Source organism: Arsenophonus sp. PmNCSU2021_1 (assembly GCF_036919435.1).
In the GTDB taxonomy this organism is placed as follows: Bacteria; Pseudomonadota; Gammaproteobacteria; order Enterobacterales; family Enterobacteriaceae; genus Arsenophonus; species Arsenophonus nilaparvatae.
This window is the reverse complement of record NZ_JAZHPL010000011.1, coordinates 351,699-370,619: the sequence shown is the minus strand read 5'-3', so window position 1 is coordinate 370,619 and position 18,921 is coordinate 351,699. Positions and strand designations below refer to the sequence as shown.

Annotated in this window: 30 protein-coding genes and 1 pseudogene; 24 read left to right on the top strand and 7 right to left on the bottom strand. The window is 42.1% G+C overall.

Annotated elements, in window-relative coordinates; translation table 11 throughout:
* Nucleotides 1-2 precede the first annotated feature (2 nt).
* From V3224_RS27710 to V3224_RS27700, 3 genes are read left to right on the top strand one after another with little or no spacing between them, the layout of a single operon-like run.
* Nucleotides 3-593 carry a YmfQ family protein gene (locus tag V3224_RS27710; RefSeq protein WP_334473643.1) on the top strand — a complete coding sequence of 197 codons (591 nt, stop codon included), beginning with the start codon at nt 3-5 and terminating at the stop codon, nt 591-593.
* Nucleotides 580-1,530 (top strand): hypothetical protein, encoded by a 951-nt coding sequence (locus V3224_RS27705; RefSeq protein WP_334473682.1) that lies wholly within the window; start codon nt 580-582, stop codon nt 1,528-1,530. The genes V3224_RS27710 and V3224_RS27705 overlap by 14 nt, the downstream gene beginning before the upstream one ends.
* 6 nt (nt 1,531-1,536) lie before the next feature.
* Entirely contained in the window at nt 1,537-2,061 is a 525-nt protein-coding gene (locus V3224_RS27700) for a tail fiber assembly protein (protein WP_334473640.1), read from the top strand.
* A gap of 5 nt (nt 2,062-2,066) precedes the next feature.
* Here V3224_RS27700 and V3224_RS27695 read toward each other — a convergent pair.
* Nucleotides 2,067-2,516 (bottom strand): annotated as a pseudogene (locus tag V3224_RS27695) (phage tail protein); the annotation flags it as partial.
* A gap of 224 nt (nt 2,517-2,740) precedes the next feature.
* Here V3224_RS27695 and V3224_RS27690 point away from each other — a divergent pair.
* Nucleotides 2,741-3,292, top strand: a complete 552-nt coding sequence (locus V3224_RS27690; RefSeq protein WP_334473638.1) for a recombinase family protein — start codon at nt 2,741-2,743, stop codon at nt 3,290-3,292.
* Between the two features lie 172 nt (nt 3,293-3,464).
* On the opposite strand, the gene V3224_RS27685 is transcribed toward V3224_RS27690, so the two are convergent.
* Nucleotides 3,465-3,899: a hypothetical protein gene (locus tag V3224_RS27685; RefSeq protein WP_334473636.1), complete on the bottom strand. Its 435-nt coding sequence runs from the start codon at nt 3,897-3,899 to the stop codon at nt 3,465-3,467.
* Between the two features lie 844 nt (nt 3,900-4,743).
* Here V3224_RS27685 and V3224_RS27680 point away from each other — a divergent pair.
* Nucleotides 4,744-5,652, top strand: coding sequence for a replication initiator protein A (locus V3224_RS27680; RefSeq protein ID WP_334473634.1), 909 nt, complete (start codon nt 4,744-4,746; stop codon nt 5,650-5,652).
* A gap of 65 nt (nt 5,653-5,717) precedes the next feature.
* Here the strand turns inward: V3224_RS27680 and V3224_RS27675 are convergent, their stop codons facing one another.
* The 3 genes from V3224_RS27675 to V3224_RS27665 all read right to left on the bottom strand — a co-directional run bounded on the left by V3224_RS27675 (nt 5,718) and on the right by V3224_RS27665 (nt 7,123).
* Complete coding sequence (locus V3224_RS27675) at nt 5,718-5,990, bottom strand: hypothetical protein (protein ID WP_334473633.1); 273 nt, start codon at nt 5,988-5,990, stop codon at nt 5,718-5,720.
* Nucleotides 5,987-6,616, bottom strand: coding sequence for a ParA family protein (locus tag V3224_RS27670; RefSeq protein ID WP_334473632.1), 630 nt, complete (start codon nt 6,614-6,616; stop codon nt 5,987-5,989). Before V3224_RS27670 ends, V3224_RS27675 begins: the two co-directional genes overlap by 4 nt.
* Nucleotides 6,617-6,817: 201 nt before the next feature.
* Nucleotides 6,818-7,123 carry a helix-turn-helix transcriptional regulator gene (locus V3224_RS27665; protein ID WP_334473630.1) on the bottom strand — a complete coding sequence of 102 codons (306 nt, stop codon included), beginning with the start codon at nt 7,121-7,123 and terminating at the stop codon, nt 6,818-6,820.
* Nucleotides 7,124-7,324: 201 nt separating this feature from the next.
* Here V3224_RS27665 and V3224_RS27660 point away from each other — a divergent pair, with 201 nt between their 5' ends.
* The 6 genes from V3224_RS27660 (at nt 7,325) to V3224_RS27635 (ending at nt 10,465) form a co-directional block, all read left to right on the top strand.
* A complete protein-coding gene (locus tag V3224_RS27660) occupies nt 7,325-7,597 on the top strand; it encodes a Cox family DNA-binding protein (protein WP_334473629.1) in 273 nt (90 codons plus the stop codon).
* 298 nt (nt 7,598-7,895) lie between these two features.
* A complete protein-coding gene (locus tag V3224_RS27655) occupies nt 7,896-8,522 on the top strand; it encodes a hypothetical protein (RefSeq protein WP_334473627.1) in 627 nt (208 codons plus the stop codon).
* A gap of 36 nt (nt 8,523-8,558) precedes the next feature.
* Nucleotides 8,559-8,846 carry a hypothetical protein gene (locus V3224_RS27650; RefSeq protein ID WP_334473625.1) on the top strand — a complete coding sequence of 96 codons (288 nt, stop codon included), beginning with the start codon at nt 8,559-8,561 and terminating at the stop codon, nt 8,844-8,846.
* Nucleotides 8,843-9,463, top strand: a complete 621-nt coding sequence (locus tag V3224_RS27645; protein WP_334473623.1) for a YqaJ viral recombinase family protein — start codon at nt 8,843-8,845, stop codon at nt 9,461-9,463. The genes V3224_RS27650 and V3224_RS27645 overlap by 4 nt, the downstream gene beginning before the upstream one ends.
* A complete protein-coding gene (locus V3224_RS27640; protein WP_334473621.1) occupies nt 9,447-10,067 on the top strand; it encodes an ERF family protein in 621 nt (206 codons plus the stop codon). Before V3224_RS27645 ends, V3224_RS27640 begins: the two co-directional genes overlap by 17 nt.
* Nucleotides 10,064-10,465: a single-stranded DNA-binding protein gene (locus V3224_RS27635; RefSeq protein ID WP_334473619.1), complete on the top strand. Its 402-nt coding sequence runs from the start codon at nt 10,064-10,066 to the stop codon at nt 10,463-10,465. Before V3224_RS27640 ends, V3224_RS27635 begins: the two co-directional genes overlap by 4 nt.
* Before the next feature lie 8 nt (nt 10,466-10,473).
* On the opposite strand, the gene V3224_RS27630 is transcribed toward V3224_RS27635, so the two are convergent.
* On the bottom strand, nt 10,474-10,908 hold the full coding sequence (locus V3224_RS27630; protein WP_334473618.1) for a hypothetical protein: 435 nt from the start codon (nt 10,906-10,908) through the stop codon (nt 10,474-10,476).
* Nucleotides 10,909-11,024: 116 nt separating this feature from the next.
* On the opposite strand from V3224_RS27630, the gene V3224_RS27625 reads away from it, so the two are divergent.
* From V3224_RS27625 to V3224_RS27575, 11 genes are all read left to right on the top strand, one after another.
* Complete coding sequence (locus tag V3224_RS27625) at nt 11,025-11,810, top strand: KilA-N domain-containing protein (protein WP_334473617.1); 786 nt, start codon at nt 11,025-11,027, stop codon at nt 11,808-11,810.
* A 75-nt stretch (nt 11,811-11,885) separates the two neighbouring features.
* Entirely contained in the window at nt 11,886-12,677 is a 792-nt protein-coding gene (locus V3224_RS27620) for a BRO-N domain-containing protein (protein WP_334473616.1), read from the top strand.
* Between the two features lie 278 nt (nt 12,678-12,955).
* Nucleotides 12,956-13,588 (top strand): ash family protein, encoded by a 633-nt coding sequence (locus V3224_RS27615; protein WP_334473615.1) that lies wholly within the window; start codon nt 12,956-12,958, stop codon nt 13,586-13,588.
* Between the two features lies 1 nt (nt 13,589).
* Nucleotides 13,590-13,817, top strand: a complete 228-nt coding sequence (locus V3224_RS27610) for a hypothetical protein (protein ID WP_334473614.1) — start codon at nt 13,590-13,592, stop codon at nt 13,815-13,817.
* 47 nt (nt 13,818-13,864) lie between these two features.
* Nucleotides 13,865-14,908, top strand: coding sequence for a replication protein (locus tag V3224_RS27605; protein WP_334473612.1), 1,044 nt, complete (start codon nt 13,865-13,867; stop codon nt 14,906-14,908).
* On the top strand, nt 14,905-15,756 hold the full coding sequence (locus tag V3224_RS27600) for an ATP-binding protein (RefSeq protein ID WP_334473610.1): 852 nt from the start codon (nt 14,905-14,907) through the stop codon (nt 15,754-15,756). The genes V3224_RS27605 and V3224_RS27600 overlap by 4 nt, the downstream gene beginning before the upstream one ends.
* Nucleotides 15,757-16,006: 250 nt before the next feature.
* Nucleotides 16,007-16,231: a hypothetical protein gene (locus tag V3224_RS27595; protein WP_334473608.1), complete on the top strand. Its 225-nt coding sequence runs from the start codon at nt 16,007-16,009 to the stop codon at nt 16,229-16,231.
* Nucleotides 16,228-16,467: a hypothetical protein gene (locus tag V3224_RS27590; protein WP_334473606.1), complete on the top strand. Its 240-nt coding sequence runs from the start codon at nt 16,228-16,230 to the stop codon at nt 16,465-16,467. The genes V3224_RS27595 and V3224_RS27590 overlap by 4 nt, the downstream gene beginning before the upstream one ends.
* Nucleotides 16,468-16,472: 5 nt before the next feature.
* Nucleotides 16,473-16,979, top strand: coding sequence for a phage N-6-adenine-methyltransferase (locus V3224_RS27585; protein ID WP_334473605.1), 507 nt, complete (start codon nt 16,473-16,475; stop codon nt 16,977-16,979).
* A gap of 3 nt (nt 16,980-16,982) precedes the next feature.
* Nucleotides 16,983-17,174 carry a hypothetical protein gene (locus V3224_RS27580; RefSeq protein WP_334473603.1) on the top strand — a complete coding sequence of 64 codons (192 nt, stop codon included), beginning with the start codon at nt 16,983-16,985 and terminating at the stop codon, nt 17,172-17,174.
* Nucleotides 17,175-17,178: 4 nt separating this feature from the next.
* Nucleotides 17,179-17,550: a RusA family crossover junction endodeoxyribonuclease gene (locus V3224_RS27575; protein ID WP_334473601.1), complete on the top strand. Its 372-nt coding sequence runs from the start codon at nt 17,179-17,181 to the stop codon at nt 17,548-17,550.
* Between the two features lie 193 nt (nt 17,551-17,743).
* Here V3224_RS27575 and V3224_RS27570 read toward each other — a convergent pair whose 3' ends face one another.
* On the bottom strand, nt 17,744-18,001 hold the full coding sequence (locus V3224_RS27570; RefSeq protein ID WP_334473600.1) for a hypothetical protein: 258 nt from the start codon (nt 17,999-18,001) through the stop codon (nt 17,744-17,746).
* A gap of 186 nt (nt 18,002-18,187) precedes the next feature.
* On the opposite strand from V3224_RS27570, the gene V3224_RS27565 reads away from it, so the two are divergent.
* Nucleotides 18,188-18,379: a phage holin family protein gene (locus V3224_RS27565; RefSeq protein ID WP_334473598.1), complete on the top strand. Its 192-nt coding sequence runs from the start codon at nt 18,188-18,190 to the stop codon at nt 18,377-18,379.
* Nucleotides 18,372-18,869 (top strand): lysozyme, encoded by a 498-nt coding sequence (locus V3224_RS27560; RefSeq protein ID WP_334473597.1) that lies wholly within the window; start codon nt 18,372-18,374, stop codon nt 18,867-18,869. Before V3224_RS27565 ends, V3224_RS27560 begins: the two co-directional genes overlap by 8 nt.
* Nucleotides 18,870-18,921: the final 52 nt, after the last annotated feature.

Genomic DNA, 18,921 nt, shown 5'->3' with positions numbered 1-18,921 from the left:
TCATGACAAATCTTGACGACGAATATACGCAATTGTTGCGAACGTTATTACCGCCCGGCCCAGCATGGGATGAAGAAGATCCGCTCATTAAAGGGCTAGCCCCTTCACTGGCACAAGCTCATCAACATGCTGATAGCCTGATGATTGAAATTAACCCAGCCCAATCGGTTGAATTAATTAACCGTTACGAAAAATTATGCGGGCTGCCGGATAAATGCCTCGCTAATAGAACGCAAACGCTAGAAGAAAGGCAACGGGTTCTTGATGCCAAGGTGAATACCGTGGGCGGTATTAATGCGGCTTTTTTCAAAAAGCAGTTAGAAATATTGGGCTATCCAACAGCAACAATAGAACAATTTCAATATCTTGATAGTACGCCAGATCCGACTTGGGGCGATAAGTGGCGCTATTACTGGCGGGTAAATATTCCTGCTGAAGCGAATGTACGCTGGATTAGCTGTACCAGTTCTTGCAATGAGTCGATTAGGACGTGGGGAGATAGCGCCGTGGAATGTGTTATTGAGCGCCAGTGTCCTTCACATACCCAAGTCCTGTTTGCCTACACTAAAGGAGAAAATGATGCATCGAATTGATACCTCTACCGCCCAAAAAGATAAATTTGGGCAGGGGAAAAACGGGTTTACCAACGGCGATCCCACTACTGGCACACCGTCAACTAAATTGAATAGTGATATTTGTGATGCGCTACAAGAGGAAGTTTGTACCGTTATCGAGCGTGCCGGTATTCGGCTGAATAAAAGCCAGCATGACCAGCTTTATCAAGCGGTGAAACAATTGTCTGAGGCAGAAGCAAATAAAGCGAAACTCGCGTTAGTTGATGGTGCGACAGTAGATTTGAATACGCTAAACAAACTTGCAAAAGCCCTTGGCAATGATGCGAAATTTTCGGAAACAGTGATTAATTTATTAAATCAAAAATTAGCAAAAAATCAAAATGGCGCAGACATCCCGGACAAGAATCTTTTTATAAAAAACCTTGGTTTGTTGGAAACGGTGGATTGTGCAAAAAATGCACTGGATAAACGGACTGGCGGAACGGTCAATGGCAACCTCCATGTGACCCAATCAGTGCATATTGGCGATAACGACTCAGGGCTACGAGCCAATGGTGACGGCAAGGTGGCGTTTTATGCCAATAGTGCAAAAGTCGGAGATTGGAGTAATGCCAGTCTCCATTGGTTAGGCAATGCTGAAGTTGATGGCACCATCAATACCCATAGCAATTTGGTTGTCTCATGGGGTGGCAGAACCGCGGTTTATCATGAAAACGGTAATATTACTGGCCCAATCTGGGGAGGGACTTTAAGAGGATGGCTTGATAATACCTTTGTAAGAGATATCAGACTGGGGAATCCCCAGCATGCCGTATGGGGTTCACGCGGAGGCCAGGCTCCAAATGGTCATGTACTGATAGGGGGAAATTTTGATGATGATAGAGAGTGGCCAATTTACGCACCTATACAGAAAAACATTAACGGAAAATGGATAACCATCAGCATGTGGGAGTGAAGTCGCATGACAGAAATACACAATTTCAGCCTTTATTTGCCTGATGACGAAAATTTACTCAAACTTAATGCATTGTTTCTGAAAAGTGAGGATGGGCGAGACTGGTATGAATCTCAACAATTATTTTCACCGGATAGCGTAAAAGTTGTCTTTAATCAGGCTGATGGAGTTATCGTCAGTTTTTCCCGTGATGTATCAACCCTGTGGCCAGTCGGATTGAGTGTAGCTGAAGTATCCGAATGGCCTAAAGAGGCCGCCCCTAACCGAAAATGGTGTTTTATCGATGGTGAGGTTGTTCCACGCATCTACACGGCAGATGAACTCAGGGAGCAAGCAATCCATAAACGCGATTATCTGCTTGAGCAGGCAGCAAAAATTATAGCGCCGTTGCAAGATGCGGTAGACCTTGACATGGCTACAGAAGCCGAAAAAGCCGCACTGCTGGCCTGGAAAAAATACCGGGTGCTGCTAAACCGTGTCGATATCAGCACCGTGCCAGATATTGACTGGCCAGAGTTACCGCAAAGATAAAAATCTCATGCTTCTCTTACAATATAGTTAAAAGCAATATTGCGTGGTCGGTTTTCATTTGCGGTGGGTACGACACGAGAGGGATCAAAAGAAGCGACAGAACCCCAATTGTCATTTTTACCGGACGCCACGTTTGCATTGAAAGTTCGCTCTTGCATAAAAGCACCGTCAGCGATAACAGGTGGACTACTTCCTCCTTGTCGCACATACCCAATGCGCCCCGTGATATTGCGGATAGCATCACCTTGAGGGCTTAATATCTTGCGTCCGTTATCCACTTTTCGTCCAGCATCCCAGCCCCGAATAAATTCGCCACGTAAATCAGGGAGCTTTCCCGACGGGTAAGCCAGCGCTAAAAGTGGACATTGTTTTTTATCGAAGTGCTCACCGTTACAGATACGCCAACCTATCGGCGGGTTTTCAGTAGGCCAAGGCAGAGGAACGCCGACAGGGATTTCGACACGCAATACTTCGGGAGTAACAGCATGAACATCTGTAGCGGTTAGCTTCACATCCTGAATCAGCGTTTTGCCGTTAATTTTACGCTGATTGGGTGTTGCATTTTTAGCTAGATTTATTATTTCCAACAAACCAAGGTTTTTTGTAATTTAGAATTTGGCTTAAGTTTTGACCAAAACCAGTAATGACTAGGCTTTTAGAGGGTAGCTAAGGGGCTAAAATGGCAAAAATAGGCTATATTAGGGTGTCAAAAAATGACCAAAACACCGATTTACAGCGAAAATCACTCATTTGTACAAATTGTGACCAGATTTTTGAGGATAAAATCAGCGGAAAAACAGACCAGAGACCCGGATTAAACCGCGCTTTAAATTTCTTAAAAGCGGGCGATACGTTAGTTGTTTGGAAACTCGATAGGCTGGGGCGCAGCATCAAACATTTAATCGGCTTAATCTCTGAACTGGAAGATAAAGGCATTCATTTTCATAGTTTGACGGATTCTATCGACACCTCTTCGTCAGCAGGTCGTTTTTTCTTTCATGTGATGAGTGCGTTGGCGCAAATGGAGCGAGAACTGATTGTTGAGCGTACTAAGGCAGGTTTAGCCGCAGCAAGAAGCAAGGGACGTATCGGGGGGAGACCTTGCTCATTATCTTCCGCACAGCAAGAGCAGGCTAAAAAATTACTTGAGTCCGGCAATAGTAGAAAACAGTTGGCATTACTGTATGGAGTTTCACTGGCTAGTATATACAAGTATTTTCCAGTTAACTGATGAGTGTTATCGCGTTCAGTGCCAGATTTGACTTCGAGTAGGCATCAGGAATCGATTTTAAGGCACCTATAAAGCCCTCTACGGTGTTTTCTCGATATAGGTAACCCAATGGTAGCACTTTTGAATTTAAATGCCGCAGAAAGTCTTACAGGCGGTTTTAGTATTAATCAATTTAAACCAGTTTAATGATGGCTGTTGCAAGCCCGACAATAGCAGCCATAATACTAGCCATTTTAATGATTAGCTTGTTTGATATACTTTCAATATCTTTGTGCAACAGGGCTATCTTTGCATCAGTTTTATCAGCGCGAGCCGCGGCTTCCTTCCTTGCATCAGTTATTTGTGTTTCAACTTTCTCAAAACGATGCTCCATGTCCTTGCGAACATCTGCAATTTCAACAGATAAATCTTTGCGAACATCTGCAACATTCCGATTTACTTCTGCAATTTCATGTTTCAACTCAACAATATCAGCTTTCGTTGCTACATCGGCTACCTCGTGAGATTTCCGTACAGCAAGAGAGATAGCCCTAGCATGTTCTTTCGTAATGCCTGCGTTCTCTAATGTCTCGACGAACTCTTGTGTATCAAATGCAACTTGGCCCATAAGTGATGTTCCTCATTTTTTGTTAATTGTAACTGATTTTCTTAAGCAATACAAAGCTGTGGGTTGGAGCAGTGAGCCGTGCGAACTGCGAGTGCTGTTGACCTTAAGGCGCTTGCGCCGCTGCTGGTAAGCGGGTTTTGTTTTTAACAGGCTGTTCAGCGATACGGATGTTAAGGGTCGAAGACGAAAGGAGGTTACAGCGCGTATGGCCTTGTAAGCGATTCTAGGGTTGAAGTGGTAGGGTTTTGTCTTGAAGGTGAAAACGTCGTACAGAGCGTTCTAGGCCGCTTAAATTCGATTTTTAACTAGGACTTCCGATAGTCATTTCATTTTAACCCCCACCGCTCGCCGCTCGCCAAGATTAGCGAGCAAAGCGAGTCTGTCTTGGCGAGGAAGCGGAAGAGCATTAGATGTCACATTTAGCAGGTTCACACGATAGCCTCCTGTGTCGATAGTCAAAAAAGTTATCCACAGACAAGCCTCGCGCGCGCGTAGTTAAATATAGTTATGTATAAGTTAAAAGAGTTAAAGGCCGAAAAACAGGTTGTAAGCATTTAATTATAATAATAAAAAAAATCTTGGTTGTCCGTAAATCCCGATAGTTTGTCCGTAAATCCCGATAGTTTGTCCGTAAATCCCGATAGTTTGTCCGTAAATCCCGACTGCAATTTCGAGTTATTCACAATTTTTTTGTCTATTTTTTTTGCAAAGTCCGCAAGTCCCGATATAATGTCCGTAAATCCCGACTTTTATGACTGGCTTACTGACGTTTTTAGTGTCCGTAAATCCCGAAAACTATAACTTATTGTTTTTATTAAAATATTGCCTTTTGGTATCAAAAAATATGAAAACATTGCGTCCACATAAACATAAACCATTAGAATTTTTTATTGCTGATGAAGTTGATATTTCGAGTTTTCGGGATGAACTAGCAAGTATGGAGCATCCTTTTTTTGCTTTAAAAGGCGGTGATACGAAGCTTAGGGAATATAGAAGTGGTGATGTTACTGTTGTTGTAAGATCATTAGCGGGCATAGGTTTGGCAACTATTTTTGATAAAGATATTTGGATTTATGCTATTTCAAAATTGCAAGAAGCTATTAATAGTAATCAACCGATTAGTCGTACTATAACTTTCACTCCGTATGATTTTTTTATCACGACCAATAGAGATAAAGGTGGTAAGTCATACAAAGAATTAGAAAAAACTTTAGAGAGGCTTTCAGGTACTCGTATTACAACAAATATTATTTATTCTGAAGACAAACAAGAAACAATTGGTTTTGGATTAATTGATAGCTGGAGAATTTTAGAAGAAAAAAAAGGTAAATTAGATATAGGTATGGTAGAAATAACTCTACCAGATTGGCTTTATCAAGCGATAACTAAAACTAAAGTGTTAAAAATTAGCCCTGACTATTTTCGCATACGAAAAGCTATTGATAGACGATTGTACGAAATTGCTCGTAAGCATTGTGGTAATCAAGCTGAATTTACTATCTGTCTTGAAAAGCTTCATGAGAAAACAGGGTCATCTAGGGAGATTAGAAAATTTAAATTTGATATCAAGCAACTGACTAAAATTAATGATCTTCCAGATTATGAAATCTTCCTAGATGCCTCTACAGACAAAGTAACTTTCAAAAACCGCAATCAAAATACTCCTCAAGCAGAAGCTTCACGCAAAAGAGAAAAAGGTAAGAAAGAGGTGTATAAGCTTAAAAAAACATTGTTAAATAAATTAATTTCTTAAAAAATAATTAAGTCATTGATTTTAAATAAGATATCTTGATATTAAGATAGTTAGATAACTTGATATCATTTTAAATCTAAATACTCTCTTAATAGTTTTTCTACTATTTCTGTTTCTGTGATCCTAATTCCTGTATTTGCTTGAGATTGAGCAATATAAAGCTTAAGAGCATTTGAAACTTCAACTGATAACCGAAATATCTTTTGTTGTGTTAATTTTTTTTCTGAAAATTTACCTTTATGTTTAACTGTGTAATCTTTTTCAGCTATATCAGCCGCACCCCCATTCAGAAAATTTTCAGGATCTTTAAACAGCTTTAAATCCGGTTTTTTTTTCATTTTTCAACCTCCACGAAAAATGATTCAATATCCTTTATCGCTGCGCTATCTTTTCCGAATTCAAAGACTGTTGCTCCCTCTCCGATTGCTCGACGAAAAGCTACACGCTCACAAACATAACTTTTAAGTACCGCGATGTTTTGCTCAGTTAAAAACTCTAACATCTCTTTTGTATCTTTCGTTCTTGGATCTACACGACTCAGTAACACTCGCACGTCTAAATTAGGATTATAATCTTTCGCTAATTCTAAAATTTCTAACATATCTGCCATCGCTGCGGCATCTAGATTAGAAGCCCCAATAGGTATAATTGCTTTATTAGCTAGCAGTAAGGCAGAGCGTAATCCCGAAGCGTCACGCCCACCAACATCAACAACGGTATGATCAAAATTCAAAGCTAATGCTTTTCCTTCATTAAGTATGGCTTTTCCTGTAAGACAAGTAGTTGTGGGGCTAGGAGTATAGGTCTGATTATCTCTACGCCAAGCTGCCCAACTAGCGGCGCTTGCTTGTGGATCACCATCAATAAGTAGGACTTTACCGTTTCGGGATAGCATTGTAGCTAAATGAACTGCGGTAGTTGTTTTCCCTACTCCACCTTTTGTATTAACTACAGCATAAATCATAATTACCCCTACCTCTAGATATCTTTATATATAGATATCATTCTATCAAGATAACGTTTAGATATCAAGATATAATGATAATTTGATATCTTGATATGTATTATAACTAACTGTAATGAATAGCTATATGGGGCGAAAAACTCCCTTTTAGTTAGACAACTATTGTTTCACTCACCATCCAAAAATCATGTAGTGCTAACATCAATTCACCTTCGTATGGAAGGATTTTCTTTGATCCTTCTTCTCCGAGACTTCCGAGCCACTGAGAGAGAAAGCCGGTTCGATTTGCCCGGCTTCTGGCTTTACCTTATCGGTCATCAGCCAGAATGTATATTTTTCAAAAAGACTTGTATTTGTAATTTGGAGTATAGGTTGAAGACCTGGCTCCGCGTGTCCTCCTTCATAATTTTTTAACGAACTTAATGCTATCCCGGTAATTTTACAGAACGTGATCTGTGTTAACCCCTCTGCTTTTCTGATGGCTTTAATCTTTTGAGACATTTTCATTTGACAAGGTTCCATATCATAGACTATATTCTCAATAAAGGTCTGTGTTATAGAACCTTTATTGCTCTGCAACTGCCTCTAAAATCAGACAAACTGGATAAATCGCGGCAAATGCACCCAGTATTAAGCATACCAGAATTTGGGTTTTAAGGGGTTTTAAGCGGTACTAAGCGTTTTAAAGAGATGAAAGCGAGGGAAGGAATGATTAACGACGACTACGAGATGAGATATCCGATAGATGTCATGCACGTTAAAAAATTTGCAGAGTTAATCGGCAAAACCCCTAGCGCTGTCCAGGAAATGATCGAAAACAACAAGTTGCCGGTCATTCCATTGCAAGACCCAAGTAAACCGAATTCTCGAGTGAGAGAACGATTGATATACATTCCCGAATTTAATAGAGGGCTGCGAGCAGCCTACTTTAATCGTCCCGCAGAAGAACGTGACGCTTGGCTTAAATGGCTTGGGTTGTAATCACCAAGCAAGAAATTTGAATAAAAGTCCATAGCCAGCGTTTCCTGCGGAACTGCTCTTTAACAATACGGTATCAGTAAAACAAAATCTGTGAAACGGATGGCAGGGAAGTTACGCCTGTAATTTGCTGATAGCTGAGCATGAAGTTTATGTGAAGCGAAGTTGAGCCTACTTTACGTAGGGACTTTCCGAACGGGGTACGCTGACGGCAGCGTACACAAACACCAAATAACCAATAGGTGGATTTGTAGTAAGTACGTTTCGTGCTTAGCATAAATCTTCTTGTGGAGGGGGCATTGTGAATTCAAAGAAAAATCGCAATAACCTTAGAAAAACAATGTATATCGAACAGTACAGACAGAAAGACGCAATTCGTTTACTAAGACTACATCTTGTACACCAAGAAAATTCAAAAAAAAGCTCAACCGAAGAAATCATTAATAACATATGGCGTGAACCCGCCGAACATCACACACAAGAACGCGATATCGTAAACCTTCTCGCGTCATTTAAAAATCAAGTAGACAGATACCCTACTGACAGCATCAATAATCGATGCCTACCAAAAGCTTATCTCTATACGGTCAAGAGCCGCTATCGCCGAAGAAGGCGACGAGATTGCTTCACGTCAAACGGAGGAATATACGTGAAATTTTGGGAAATGACGGCTTTTTGTCCGCTGTGCAAATCAGTATTTAAGGCGGTAAAAGCAAAACAGCACCTCAATAACGAACATCTAGAAGCAACCCCAGAACAGAGGAATGCAGTACATAGATTGGCGAAGTTTGCGCTCACAACCTGTAAGCCAAACAAAAAGATAACGAAAAAAATAACCATAAATGCGACGGATGTACTCATGCAAAACAAGCATTGCCAGAAATATACTGGAACAGTCAGCGGTGGCGCATTTGGGCAAGGAAAATAAATTAAGTAGTAATCTGCCGCCGAAGAAGGAAGCCACATGGACATTCAAACTGAAAATGAAATTCTTCGGGCGAGGAAACACTTAACAATCGAAGAAGTAGAGGCATGTGTACCAGAGGGTGAATACTTATACGAGATTTTGACTAATCCCTATATTGCTCAACTATTTTCTGGTTCAAAGTCAGGTGAAAAATATGATGCTTTATTGCTGGCACTAGAAACGACTGATAGCTTTAATGACGCGCTGTATGACGTTATGCAGACAGCGGCGCAAATTCTGTATCTGATGCGATGCCGTGATGCTTACTACGAGGTGCCAGCATGATGCTGTGGCATGACGTAGAACAAAATACTCAGGAATGGAATGAACTGCGCACAGGAAAGGTGACCGCGTCTCAATTTGGCTGTTTCATGGCGAACGCAGGGAGGGCTTTTGGTGAACCGGCAAAACGATATGCACTACAAATTGCGCTTGAGATTATCAAGGGCAACAAGTCTGAATTTAGCTTTACTAATGCGCACATGCAGCGAGGCCATGAACAAGAACCGATGGCTAGAACGCTCTATGAGATTGAGAGGAGTGTTGATGTCACCAATGGCGGATTTTTCGACCTCGGTGATTATGGCGATAGTCCAGACGGCATTGTAGGAAGCGATGGCGTGATAGAAATCAAGTCCGTTACCGCCGCTGTGCATTTTGAAACATTGAAACGTAGAACTTTTGACCCTGCTTACAAGTGGCAATTGATAGGCCACCTCGATTGTACAGCGCGTGATTGGGTGGATTTCGTTAGCTACTGCGCTGATTTCCCAGAAGACAAACAGCTCATTATTTATCGTCTAGCGAGAAAAGACTATCAAGACGAGATAAATCAACTTCGTCTGAGACGAAAGGATTTTCTCAATTTAATAGAGGATACAATCGATGTCATCATCCAATAATGTGATTGATTTAGAGAAAGCATTTCATGCAAAAATTAGAGAAATACAGCGAGATTTGAACGCACCAAAAAGCGAATGGAACAACTTTGCAAAGTATAAATACAGAACCTGTGAAGGCATTCTTGAAGCCGTTAAACCGCTACTCTTAAAGTGTCAATTGGACATCAAAATAGATGATGAAATTACCTATATTGGCAATCGCCATTATGTGAAATCAACGGCAACATTAACAGATGGGCAATTTACGTTTTCGGCAACGTCTTCTGCTCGTGAACCGGAACAGAAAAAAGGATTTGATGAGTCTCAGTTAACGGGCGCAACCATTTCATACGCCAGAAAGTATGCGTTAAACGGACTGTTTGCTATTGATGACGCTAAAGATGCGGATACGAATGAATATTCACAACAAAAACAGAGTATACCCATTAACGCAAGCTCAGACGAAATTTTAAAAAAATTCACTGATGGCGCGATTCAGGCTAATTCTTATGAGGATTTGAAAACGTCGTTCAGATATGCCTTTAAGAATTTGTCTGGTGAACATCAGAAGAAAGCAAAACAAGTTTATGACCTGCGTAAATCAGAACTGGAACCAACACAATGAGTATAAACACCGTGATATTTTCCGGCAATCTTGGTGGTGACTGCACGACTCGCAGCACTTCAAGCGGCAAGTTAATTGCCACATTTTCTTTACCGGTCAAGCAAGGATACGGCGAGCATGAGAAAACCTCTTGGGTGCAGTGTCGAATGTTTGGTGCCAAAGCTGAAAAGTTACCCATTTATCTGACACGAGGAACCAAGGTTACTGTTATCGGGCAATTTTGGCTCGAAAGTTGGACGGGCAAAGATGGTACAGAAAAAACAACCGCTGTTGTGCTTGTCAACGAGATTGATTTTTCTAGCAAGAAAGAAAGTAAACCCCAACAAAATCAACCGCTAGCAAGTCAATCTGGAAATGTAACGTCAGGCCCATTTTATGACGACGAGATCCCCTTTTGAAGGCTAGTTTAAAGAAATTTCATAATGGCCGTAGCGATACCGACGATAGCAGCCATCATACCCGCCATTTTTATGAGTAACCAAGTTGATATACTTTCAACATCTTTACGAAGTAAAGCAATTTGAGCTGCCGTATCTTTACGGGAATCGACGATTTGCGTTTCAACTTTTTCAAAGCGATGTTCAATATCCTTACGAACATCGGCAATCTCATGCCTAACATTGGCAATCTCAGCAGATAAGTCCTTGCGGACATCGGCAACGTTCCGGTTGACTTCGGCAATTTCGTGCTTCACTTCAACGATATCCGCTTTGGTAGCAACATCGGCCACTTCATGAGACTTGCGAACAGCGATAGAGATCGCTCTGGCCTGATCTTTCGGCAACCCTGCGTTTTCTAGCGTTTCAACGAATTCTTGAGTATCAAATGCAACTTGGCCCATAGCGGATCCTCCTGTTTTTTCTTTAGTTTAAACCTTTTGAGGGTCAACAAGCAAAATTTTACAAGTAGCTCGTTAATAGACTTTTACGAAATTCATTTAATAGTGAAGAAATTATTATGACCAAGTTAGTTGTGATTGAAAATACCGTCGTCCGTCAGGATGTTTTCGGGCGTTACTGTTTGAATGATTTGCATAAAGCCGCTGGTGATCTTAAAAAAGACAGTCCTGCATATTGGCTTGCTAATAAACAAACTCAAGAATTAATTGAGCAATTTTTGAGCGAGGGCGGAATTCCGGTATCGGTTATTAGAGGAGGTACAGAGCAAGGAACATACGTTGCCAAAGAACTTGTTTACGCTTATGCAATGTGGATTAGTGCAGCTTTTCATCTCAAAGTTATTCGTACTTTTGATGAAGTGATTTCTACACCTATACAACCGCTAACTGATAAAGTACAGGCTGGATTGGCAATGCTGGCTTTCTACAAGCAAGAGCTACGAATAGCACCTTCCGCCATGTTGGGAGCAATGAAAAAACTCCAATCGTCGCTCGGCATGCCAGATATTCTACCAGCCTACACGGTAGACGCACCAGAGGGCAATGTCACCGGATCAAGTGAGGTTACACATTCGCTCACTGAGCTTTTACTGTTACACGGGAAACCCTACACGCCACAATCTGGCTATCGGCGGCTGCAATTGCTCGGACTCGCTGAACGTAAATCTCGCCCTAGCAGCAAGCATCCTGATAAAGAAAAACTGTTCTGGTCGCTAACGGAGAAAGGTTTGCAGTTCGGTAAGAATCTGACCGATCCGAATAACCCACGTCAGACACAGCCACACTTCTACGACAGTCTGTTTCCTAAGCTCTTAAGCGTCATGATGAACGGAATTGCGGCATAACCCAATCTGTAAATTTCGCAAGTTAACAACCCTTAATGCCTTTTAACCATATCCGTTTAACTATGGAAAATTGTTATGACCAACATTACCAAAACACAATTAATGCTATTTAAGTCTGCTGATGCCGATGTCGAGCTACAGGGAACGCTCTACCAAGGCAAGCCTGTGTTCTTTGCAGTCGAACTTGCAAAGGCTCTTGGATATAGCGACCCACATCAGGCATTAAATAATCACTGTAAGTCATTGATTAAACTTGATTCCGTCGAAACAACGGAATTGAATTTAGGCTTTTACCCTAAAGGAATCATCCTTGCGCCGGAATCGGATCTCTATCGCCTGATACTGAAAAGCAAACTACCCTCTGCTGAACGTGTTCAGGATTGGGTATGCGAAGAGGTGTTACCTACATTACGTCAGCAGGGAAGCTACAGCATGAAAACAGTCCACCGTGACGAAGGTAGCGGCTTACCAGAATACCGTAAAGCACGAGCCATGCAAATCCAGATGGAGATAGCTGAAAAGACTTTCCAGTGGGCTACGGGGCTTTCTGATGCCGCCCGTCAAGCCGTTATTGCTGGACTGATTAACCCTATAGCGGGCAATGAAGTTATCCCTCTGCCTGTGCTTGAAGAGAAGAGTTATACCGCAACACAAATTGGCAAGATGTTTAATATTTCAGCTAACAAGATTGGCCGTATTGCCAATGACAACAACATGAAAAACGATACATACGGCAAATACTATCTAGATAAGTCACGCTATAGCACTAAACAAGTTGAGTCCTTCCACTACAACGAAAAAGCGCTTCAAAAATTCAATGACATACTTGTTGCTGAGCAGGAAGCAATAGCAAGCGAACTCGTTTGACGGCAAGGACAAAAATGAGCTATATTGTACTCAGCACCTTAACAAAACGGGTGCCGGGTTTAGTCGCCCGAGTACAGAAGCGGACGTTAAGCCGCTTAAATTTGCGGTTTTTTTACGTCTGAAATCAGCGTTACGCCCCTGTTATGGTGGGACGTAGCGGGGGAGCAGAAATGCTCGCTGGTTTCTTCTGTACCAGTCGACTAACCCCAATACGTCTCGCCACCCCGTTTAGTCGCGGGTTGGTGAGGTTGAAAAACCTTACAGAAGAGGCCGCCACTATGGTTGCTACCACCCAAACTCGCCCTGAGTTTATTGATACCTACTGGATTATCCAAGAATACTCAACTACCCCTTACGGCAAAGTGTCGTTTACACGTCAAGATCGCCGCACCTCTGCCGATAATTGTGTTGATTTTATTAAAAATCCCTTGCCTATTTTGGCAAATTTCGCCTATAGTAATCATGCACTAGTAAATCCTAGTGACAGGTTTGGAACCCTGAATTGGTACAAGGCGACAATAGACGCCGAAGATAGCGTCTTTTTTTATGTCGTAGACAATGCCTCGCAACATTCAATGGTGGCGTTGTCAGGGCAATCTTCGGATTGGCTGGTCTCCTTGTACGCCAGTAGTTCCAACCCTGATAGCGTCACCGCCCATAAAGAGATTGGAACCTCTAGCGGTGATTTCCTGAATAAGTACAAGGAGATCGCGTCAATGGCGACTATCCCTAGTCATACTCACTCTAAATTTACAGATACTTACTGGGTTATCCGTTTAGATTCAAATCGTCCCTATGGCAAGGTGTCATTCACGCATAGGGACTTCCGTACCTTCACCACCCTATTCAAAGACAGCCGCCTAATCTGGGCTGGTCGTCAACCTGTGCATGCAAGCATGGAGGGAAATTAACATGAAAATTGTTGATATCTCTACTGCACAGCAGGAAAAAATAAAGCTAGAAATTAGTCACGAAAGTCATAGCAGGCTTATCAGAGCAAGAGAAGTCGCTGCTAACATTTACAAGTATTTTGATCCGAATGAATGTTACAGCAAACCGAATCCTTGGCTCCCTGAAATACTGGATTACTTATGTGCGGATATCGATTGCATTTTACATGAAATTGATAAGTACAGCTGAACCATAAGTTATCCAACATCGATTTAAAATAATTGTAGGAGTCTGTTATGACTAACGTTGCTTATGCTGATTTTGAAGCTCAGAAAGAAGAAAATAAAATTAATGTTATTGAGCTAGAAGAAGGATACACAAGAATCTCCAATGAACTTCTTGAGGGGATTCTGACCGCAGGTTTAACACAACATCAACTTTTGGTTGTTATGGCAATTATCAGAAAAACCTATGGCTATAACAAAAAAATAGACTGGGTGAGTAATTGGCAGATATCGGAATTAACAGGGTTGTTGCCGCATAAATGCTCAACAGCTAAAGGTGCATTACTTAGAAGAAAAATCCTTATCTCATCAGGACGGTTTGTAGGAATAAATCAATGCCTGAGTGAGTGGAAAGATAAAACTTGCTTGAATGAAATATTACCCGAATCAGGTAATCAACCGAACGATTACCCAAATGAGGTACAGTTATCCCAATTAAGTCATGACAAGTTACCTCAATCAGGTAATAACATAAAATCTTACCCGAATCAGGTAAGTTTACCTCAATCGGGTAACAACAACATACCTAAATCAGGTAAAGAAAGTTTACCCGAATTAGGTAAGAAAAAGACATACCCAAATCAGGTAAAATTACCCAAATCGGGAAAAAAGAGTTTACCCGAATCAGGTAAACACAAAAGACAAACTACAAAAGACAATATATTAAAACCAAATAAACCCCCTATAGTCCCCCTTGCGGAAAAATCAAAATCGTTTGACCCAAGTTCGGTAGAACTTCCCTCTTGGCTACCAAAACCAACCTGGGATTCTTGGGTACAGTACCGGAAGGAAATCAACAAGCCGATTAAATCCCAGATGACGGTAACTCAGGCTATCAAGCTGCTAGGCAAGTGCCGCGATAACGGACATCAGCCTGAAGAAATTATTAACGCCAGTATCGCCAACGGTTGGCAAGGACTCTTCGAGCCTAATCAACCCGGAAGAACTCAGCAGGCCAAGGCCCACTCTGTCGCAGATAGCTTTGCTGACAAGGACTATGGGGAACCGCAGCTACCTGATTGGGCGAGGGAGTGTCTAGCAAGGGAGGGTCTATGAACTACAGCGCAGAAATTACTACCGTGCGTCAAAAACTGGCAGACCTGAATGCCCCACCCAAGCCACTAGAGCACACGGTTTACCAGGAACAGGAAGCCATTTGCGACAAGCACGGCATGTTCAAACAGCGTTGCCGCAAGATGGCACTGCACGGCAAAGGCATTGAAACAAGAAGCGAATGCCCTGCTTGCCTGACCGAAAAATTAACCCAGTTGGAGCAAGCCGAAGCAGAACAGGAAAAACACCGCAAGCACAGCAAAATTAAAATGCTCATGGATAACCTGAACCTGCCGGAACGCTTTGCCGATGTCACCCTGAATAACTACGAGCCAGTGAATCCTGATGCGGCACGTTGCTTAAAATTCTGCAATGCCTATGCCACCCATTGGCCTGAACGCCTTAAGCAGGGTGGTGGCTTGGTAATGTGCGGTAAGCCCGGTACAGGCAAGAATCACCTTGCCCTATCGATTGCCAAGCACGTTATCAACGAACATCAAAGTTCAGCGTTATTCACGACAGTTCTGCGAATTGCCCGCGAATTTAAATCAACCTGGAGCAAAAACGCAGAATGTTCAGAAGCTGATGTTATCAAGCGCTATACGCAACCTGACTTGCTCATCATCGACGAAGTGGGCGTTCAGTTTGGTAGCGAGGCGGAAAAAATGATCTTATTTGAGGTCATTAACACGCGCTACGAGAGCATGAAGCCAACGATAATCATCAGCAATCTGGCATTAAACGAACTGGCCGGATTTATCGGAGAGCGCGTGATTGACCGGATGAACGACGGGGGCGGTTGCACTTTGACGTTCACGTGGAGCAGTTACCGTTCACGCATGGCTGCATAAATCGATTTTAAGGCACCTAGAACGCCCGTGACGGCGTTTTCTAACCACAAGGCACCCAAAACCGCGCGTACCAGATAGGATTGAAAATCGCTTAGAAAAGCTTACATGATAAATTCGGTCTCATCGACATCCGCCAGTCGAGTCAGTCGGTCACGGCACAAAACGAGAAGGGTAAACAAATAATGCAAATTATCAGCACCACACGGTGCAGTGTTCGCCTTTTCTACTTGTTAAAAACAGGATTCAGAATATGGAATTAGAAAAAATAGAGATTCGTGAATTAATCAGTGCAGAATCTGGTTGGTATGCTGATTACAAAGAAAATTATTATCCTGTCATGGCATGGGCGAGATGCTGTGTGTTATTTCCTAATGGAGACCTTAAGCTAGACATGATTTTACCGTGTCTATGCCGAGAGAAAGAGATTAAACCTATTGTTAATTTTGATTCTGTATACCGGATAAAACAACCATGACAACCAATAGAAAAAGCTGGTTTCGACATGAAGCCATTAGCACACGACAAGCAAATAGGCTGGTTAAGAAATACACCGAGAAGGGCTATCATATTGAGAAAACACTAAATATTGACCCCAAACTTTGGGATGTCGCCGTTAAACTGGTCGAAAGCGGTAATAATCCCCCCACACCACGCTGCATGATTAACAAAGTCTGGAACTCTCCGTTATACAAAAATCCTACTGTGGTTTAAAAATTATGCTAATCAGTAATACACCAAAGTCTTTCAAAGACAGGTGGCGTACCCCTATTGAAGTGTTTAACACACTGGATGCCGAATTTGGTTTTAAACTGGATGCCGCCGCCGATGAAAATAACGCGCTATGCAAAGCCTTTTTAACTGAACAGCAAGATGCACTGAGATGCGATTGGAATAGCGACGGGGCCATTTTCTGCAATCCCCCCTATAGCAAGATTATGCCTTGGGTGAAGAAAGCCGCCGAGCAACACCGAAAGCAGAATCAAACGATAGTGATGTTACTCCCTTCCGATACGTCTACGGCATGGTTTCAGGAAGCGATAAAAACCTCTCATGAAGCGCGATTTATCACCGAGGGGCGACTCTCATTTATCTCTGCTGAAACAGGCAAGGAAGGAAAGGCGGGCAACAGCAAGGGCAGTGTGTTGTTTATCTGGCGACCGTGGAGAAGACTTGGGTGCAGAATGACATATGTCCAAAGAAAAAAACTATTAAAAAGAGCGTGAAGCATGAGTAACTATATCAACATTTTTATCCGGTTTTTATTTATTATCCTTGCTCTCCCTATCATTTTTTACCTGGGTGTAGTTCAAAATACTGATTTGAGTTTTTTTATTGGTAGATGGGAAGCCAAGGCTGAAAAGCTCCTTTCATTATTGCAAATATTCTTAGATAAATATTTCCCAGTAAGGTTTGAATGAAAACATGATAATCGAACTCCCTTTCCCGCCCAGCGTTAATACCTATTGGCGACATAATTCAAAACGCCCCTACTTAAGTGATAAAGCTAAAGCATTTAAAGCAACAACGGCAAAAATTGTCAACGAGATGCGCCAGAAATCTGACTGTCAAAAATTTGAAGGGGAAGTCTCCGTATTGATGCAACTCTATCTACCCAACAAAATAAAGCGTGATGTGGACAATTATTCCAAAGGCGTACTCGATTCTTTAACGGGAGCGGATATTTGGCACGATGATAGCCAGGTTCGCGTGATGACCGTTGAGAAGATGGATAACAACGGCGGTGTAAAAGGCGGCAAGTGTATTGTCGTTATTAACGATTATAACGCAATCTGAATATATTTAAGTGGAGAAAAAATGATTTATAACAAATTCATAAACAAAAGAGACCCTGACTGCCAAATTAATCCGGTTCATGTCGCCGTGGTAGATGTCGTCACATATCTCGTTAAGAATGGTTTTAGGGGAGCGATGGTAGTTGATGCAGCTAAAACTACCGCTGAAGCAGTAGTTTCAGGGATAACACCCGTTACTGGTTTTTGCCAAACGAAAGAACTGACTGTGAGGATATCGAATCCATCGACTTTATGAATTTATCGATAACTTCAGATAATTCAATGCAGTAATTATTATTGGTTCCCTTAAGACCCTCAAGAACTACCGCAGCTTGCTCAGATGGAATTCTTGTTGCTAACAGACATATAGCCAGTTTTAGCGCTCTAAGCTCGCCGTCTATATCATCTAGGGAAGAAATGTTATTTTTAACATTTATAGTGAATTCTGGCATGAAAAATCCTTTCCTAGTTGTGAAATCCGCAAGAGTACCGCGGATTTCTTAAGAAAAAAATAACTGGCAAATAACTTAAATGGCTTGACTCTCAGAGCGGCCTGTTATCTTTTCATAAATCAATGACCTTGGCGCAGAAGAAACATACCCCATCATTCAAACACTCGAAAATAAATAAAGTTACCTATGAATAATATTGAAAAATACACAACGGGCACTGCCTATGGTGCCAGCGCGACGACGTTTCTATGCGGTGCGCTATCGCTTAGTGAATGGGCGCTGGTTACGGGGATTATCTGTTCAGTGTTGACCGTTGGGCTGAACTGGTATTACCGGCACAAGGAATATTGTTATCGAACGAGAAATCTTAATGAATAGCCAACTTAAAAAACGCCTTGTGGCTGCAACGGCTGGCGGGGTATTAGCACTGGCTGCCGTCCTGGTGCAGTGGCACGAAGGTAAGCGCTATAAGCCCTATCGTGATAGTGGCGGTGTGCTCACCGTCTGTCACGGTCATACCGGCAAGGACGTTACGACAGGGGAAATTTATAGCGAAGAAGAATGCAACGATTTGATGAAGCAGGATTTGCAGGTAGCACACTCTACCGTTGAACGTTATGTCACTGTGCCGCTCACCGATTTACAAAAAGCCGCCTTGACTTCATTTGTTTATAACATCGGCAGTGGAGCATTTACCAATTCAACGCTACTCAAAAAGTTGAACACCGGAGATATTCAAGGCGCTTGTGACCAGATGCGACGATGGAAATACGATGAAGGAAAGGTATCAAACGGGCTAATTAAACGCCGGGAGGTAGAACGGGAACTTTGTTTAAATCCAAATGCACTCATCAATCCAACTCAATGAGCCTTGGTTATCGTTCAAGGCTTTTCTATACGCCCCGCTGCGTAAAGCATCA

What these genes read in the sequence shown, in the direction of transcription:
- V3224_RS27710 (WP_334473643.1), top strand. Translation starts at nt 3, where the DNA reads ATGACAAATCTTGACGACGAATATACGCAATTGTTGCGAACGTTATTA.
- V3224_RS27705 (WP_334473682.1), top strand. Translation starts at nt 580, where the DNA reads ATGCATCGAATTGATACCTCTACCGCCCAAAAAGATAAATTTGGGCAG.
- V3224_RS27700 (WP_334473640.1), top strand. Translation starts at nt 1,537, where the DNA reads ATGACAGAAATACACAATTTCAGCCTTTATTTGCCTGATGACGAAAAT.
- V3224_RS27690 (WP_334473638.1), top strand. Translation starts at nt 2,741, where the DNA reads ATGGCAAAAATAGGCTATATTAGGGTGTCAAAAAATGACCAAAACACC.
- V3224_RS27685 (WP_334473636.1), bottom strand. Translation starts at nt 3,899, where the DNA reads ATGGGCCAAGTTGCATTTGATACACAAGAGTTCGTCGAGACATTAGAG.
- V3224_RS27680 (WP_334473634.1), top strand. Translation starts at nt 4,744, where the DNA reads ATGAAAACATTGCGTCCACATAAACATAAACCATTAGAATTTTTTATT.
- V3224_RS27675 (WP_334473633.1), bottom strand. Translation starts at nt 5,990, where the DNA reads ATGAAAAAAAAACCGGATTTAAAGCTGTTTAAAGATCCTGAAAATTTT.
- V3224_RS27670 (WP_334473632.1), bottom strand. Translation starts at nt 6,616, where the DNA reads ATGATTTATGCTGTAGTTAATACAAAAGGTGGAGTAGGGAAAACAACT.
- V3224_RS27665 (WP_334473630.1), bottom strand. Translation starts at nt 7,123, where the DNA reads ATGAAAATGTCTCAAAAGATTAAAGCCATCAGAAAAGCAGAGGGGTTA.
- V3224_RS27660 (WP_334473629.1), top strand. Translation starts at nt 7,325, where the DNA reads ATGATTAACGACGACTACGAGATGAGATATCCGATAGATGTCATGCAC.
- V3224_RS27650 (WP_334473625.1), top strand. Translation starts at nt 8,559, where the DNA reads ATGGACATTCAAACTGAAAATGAAATTCTTCGGGCGAGGAAACACTTA.
- V3224_RS27645 (WP_334473623.1), top strand. Translation starts at nt 8,843, where the DNA reads ATGATGCTGTGGCATGACGTAGAACAAAATACTCAGGAATGGAATGAA.
- V3224_RS27640 (WP_334473621.1), top strand. Translation starts at nt 9,447, where the DNA reads ATGTCATCATCCAATAATGTGATTGATTTAGAGAAAGCATTTCATGCA.
- V3224_RS27635 (WP_334473619.1), top strand. Translation starts at nt 10,064, where the DNA reads ATGAGTATAAACACCGTGATATTTTCCGGCAATCTTGGTGGTGACTGC.
- V3224_RS27630 (WP_334473618.1), bottom strand. Translation starts at nt 10,908, where the DNA reads ATGGGCCAAGTTGCATTTGATACTCAAGAATTCGTTGAAACGCTAGAA.
- V3224_RS27625 (WP_334473617.1), top strand. Translation starts at nt 11,025, where the DNA reads ATGACCAAGTTAGTTGTGATTGAAAATACCGTCGTCCGTCAGGATGTT.
- V3224_RS27620 (WP_334473616.1), top strand. Translation starts at nt 11,886, where the DNA reads ATGACCAACATTACCAAAACACAATTAATGCTATTTAAGTCTGCTGAT.
- V3224_RS27615 (WP_334473615.1), top strand. Translation starts at nt 12,956, where the DNA reads ATGGTTGCTACCACCCAAACTCGCCCTGAGTTTATTGATACCTACTGG.
- V3224_RS27610 (WP_334473614.1), top strand. Translation starts at nt 13,590, where the DNA reads ATGAAAATTGTTGATATCTCTACTGCACAGCAGGAAAAAATAAAGCTA.
- V3224_RS27605 (WP_334473612.1), top strand. Translation starts at nt 13,865, where the DNA reads ATGACTAACGTTGCTTATGCTGATTTTGAAGCTCAGAAAGAAGAAAAT.
- V3224_RS27600 (WP_334473610.1), top strand. Translation starts at nt 14,905, where the DNA reads ATGAACTACAGCGCAGAAATTACTACCGTGCGTCAAAAACTGGCAGAC.
- V3224_RS27595 (WP_334473608.1), top strand. Translation starts at nt 16,007, where the DNA reads ATGGAATTAGAAAAAATAGAGATTCGTGAATTAATCAGTGCAGAATCT.
- V3224_RS27590 (WP_334473606.1), top strand. Translation starts at nt 16,228, where the DNA reads ATGACAACCAATAGAAAAAGCTGGTTTCGACATGAAGCCATTAGCACA.
- V3224_RS27585 (WP_334473605.1), top strand. Translation starts at nt 16,473, where the DNA reads ATGCTAATCAGTAATACACCAAAGTCTTTCAAAGACAGGTGGCGTACC.
- V3224_RS27580 (WP_334473603.1), top strand. Translation starts at nt 16,983, where the DNA reads ATGAGTAACTATATCAACATTTTTATCCGGTTTTTATTTATTATCCTT.
- V3224_RS27575 (WP_334473601.1), top strand. Translation starts at nt 17,179, where the DNA reads ATGATAATCGAACTCCCTTTCCCGCCCAGCGTTAATACCTATTGGCGA.
- V3224_RS27570 (WP_334473600.1), bottom strand. Translation starts at nt 18,001, where the DNA reads ATGCCAGAATTCACTATAAATGTTAAAAATAACATTTCTTCCCTAGAT.
- V3224_RS27565 (WP_334473598.1), top strand. Translation starts at nt 18,188, where the DNA reads ATGAATAATATTGAAAAATACACAACGGGCACTGCCTATGGTGCCAGC.
- V3224_RS27560 (WP_334473597.1), top strand. Translation starts at nt 18,372, where the DNA reads ATGAATAGCCAACTTAAAAAACGCCTTGTGGCTGCAACGGCTGGCGGG.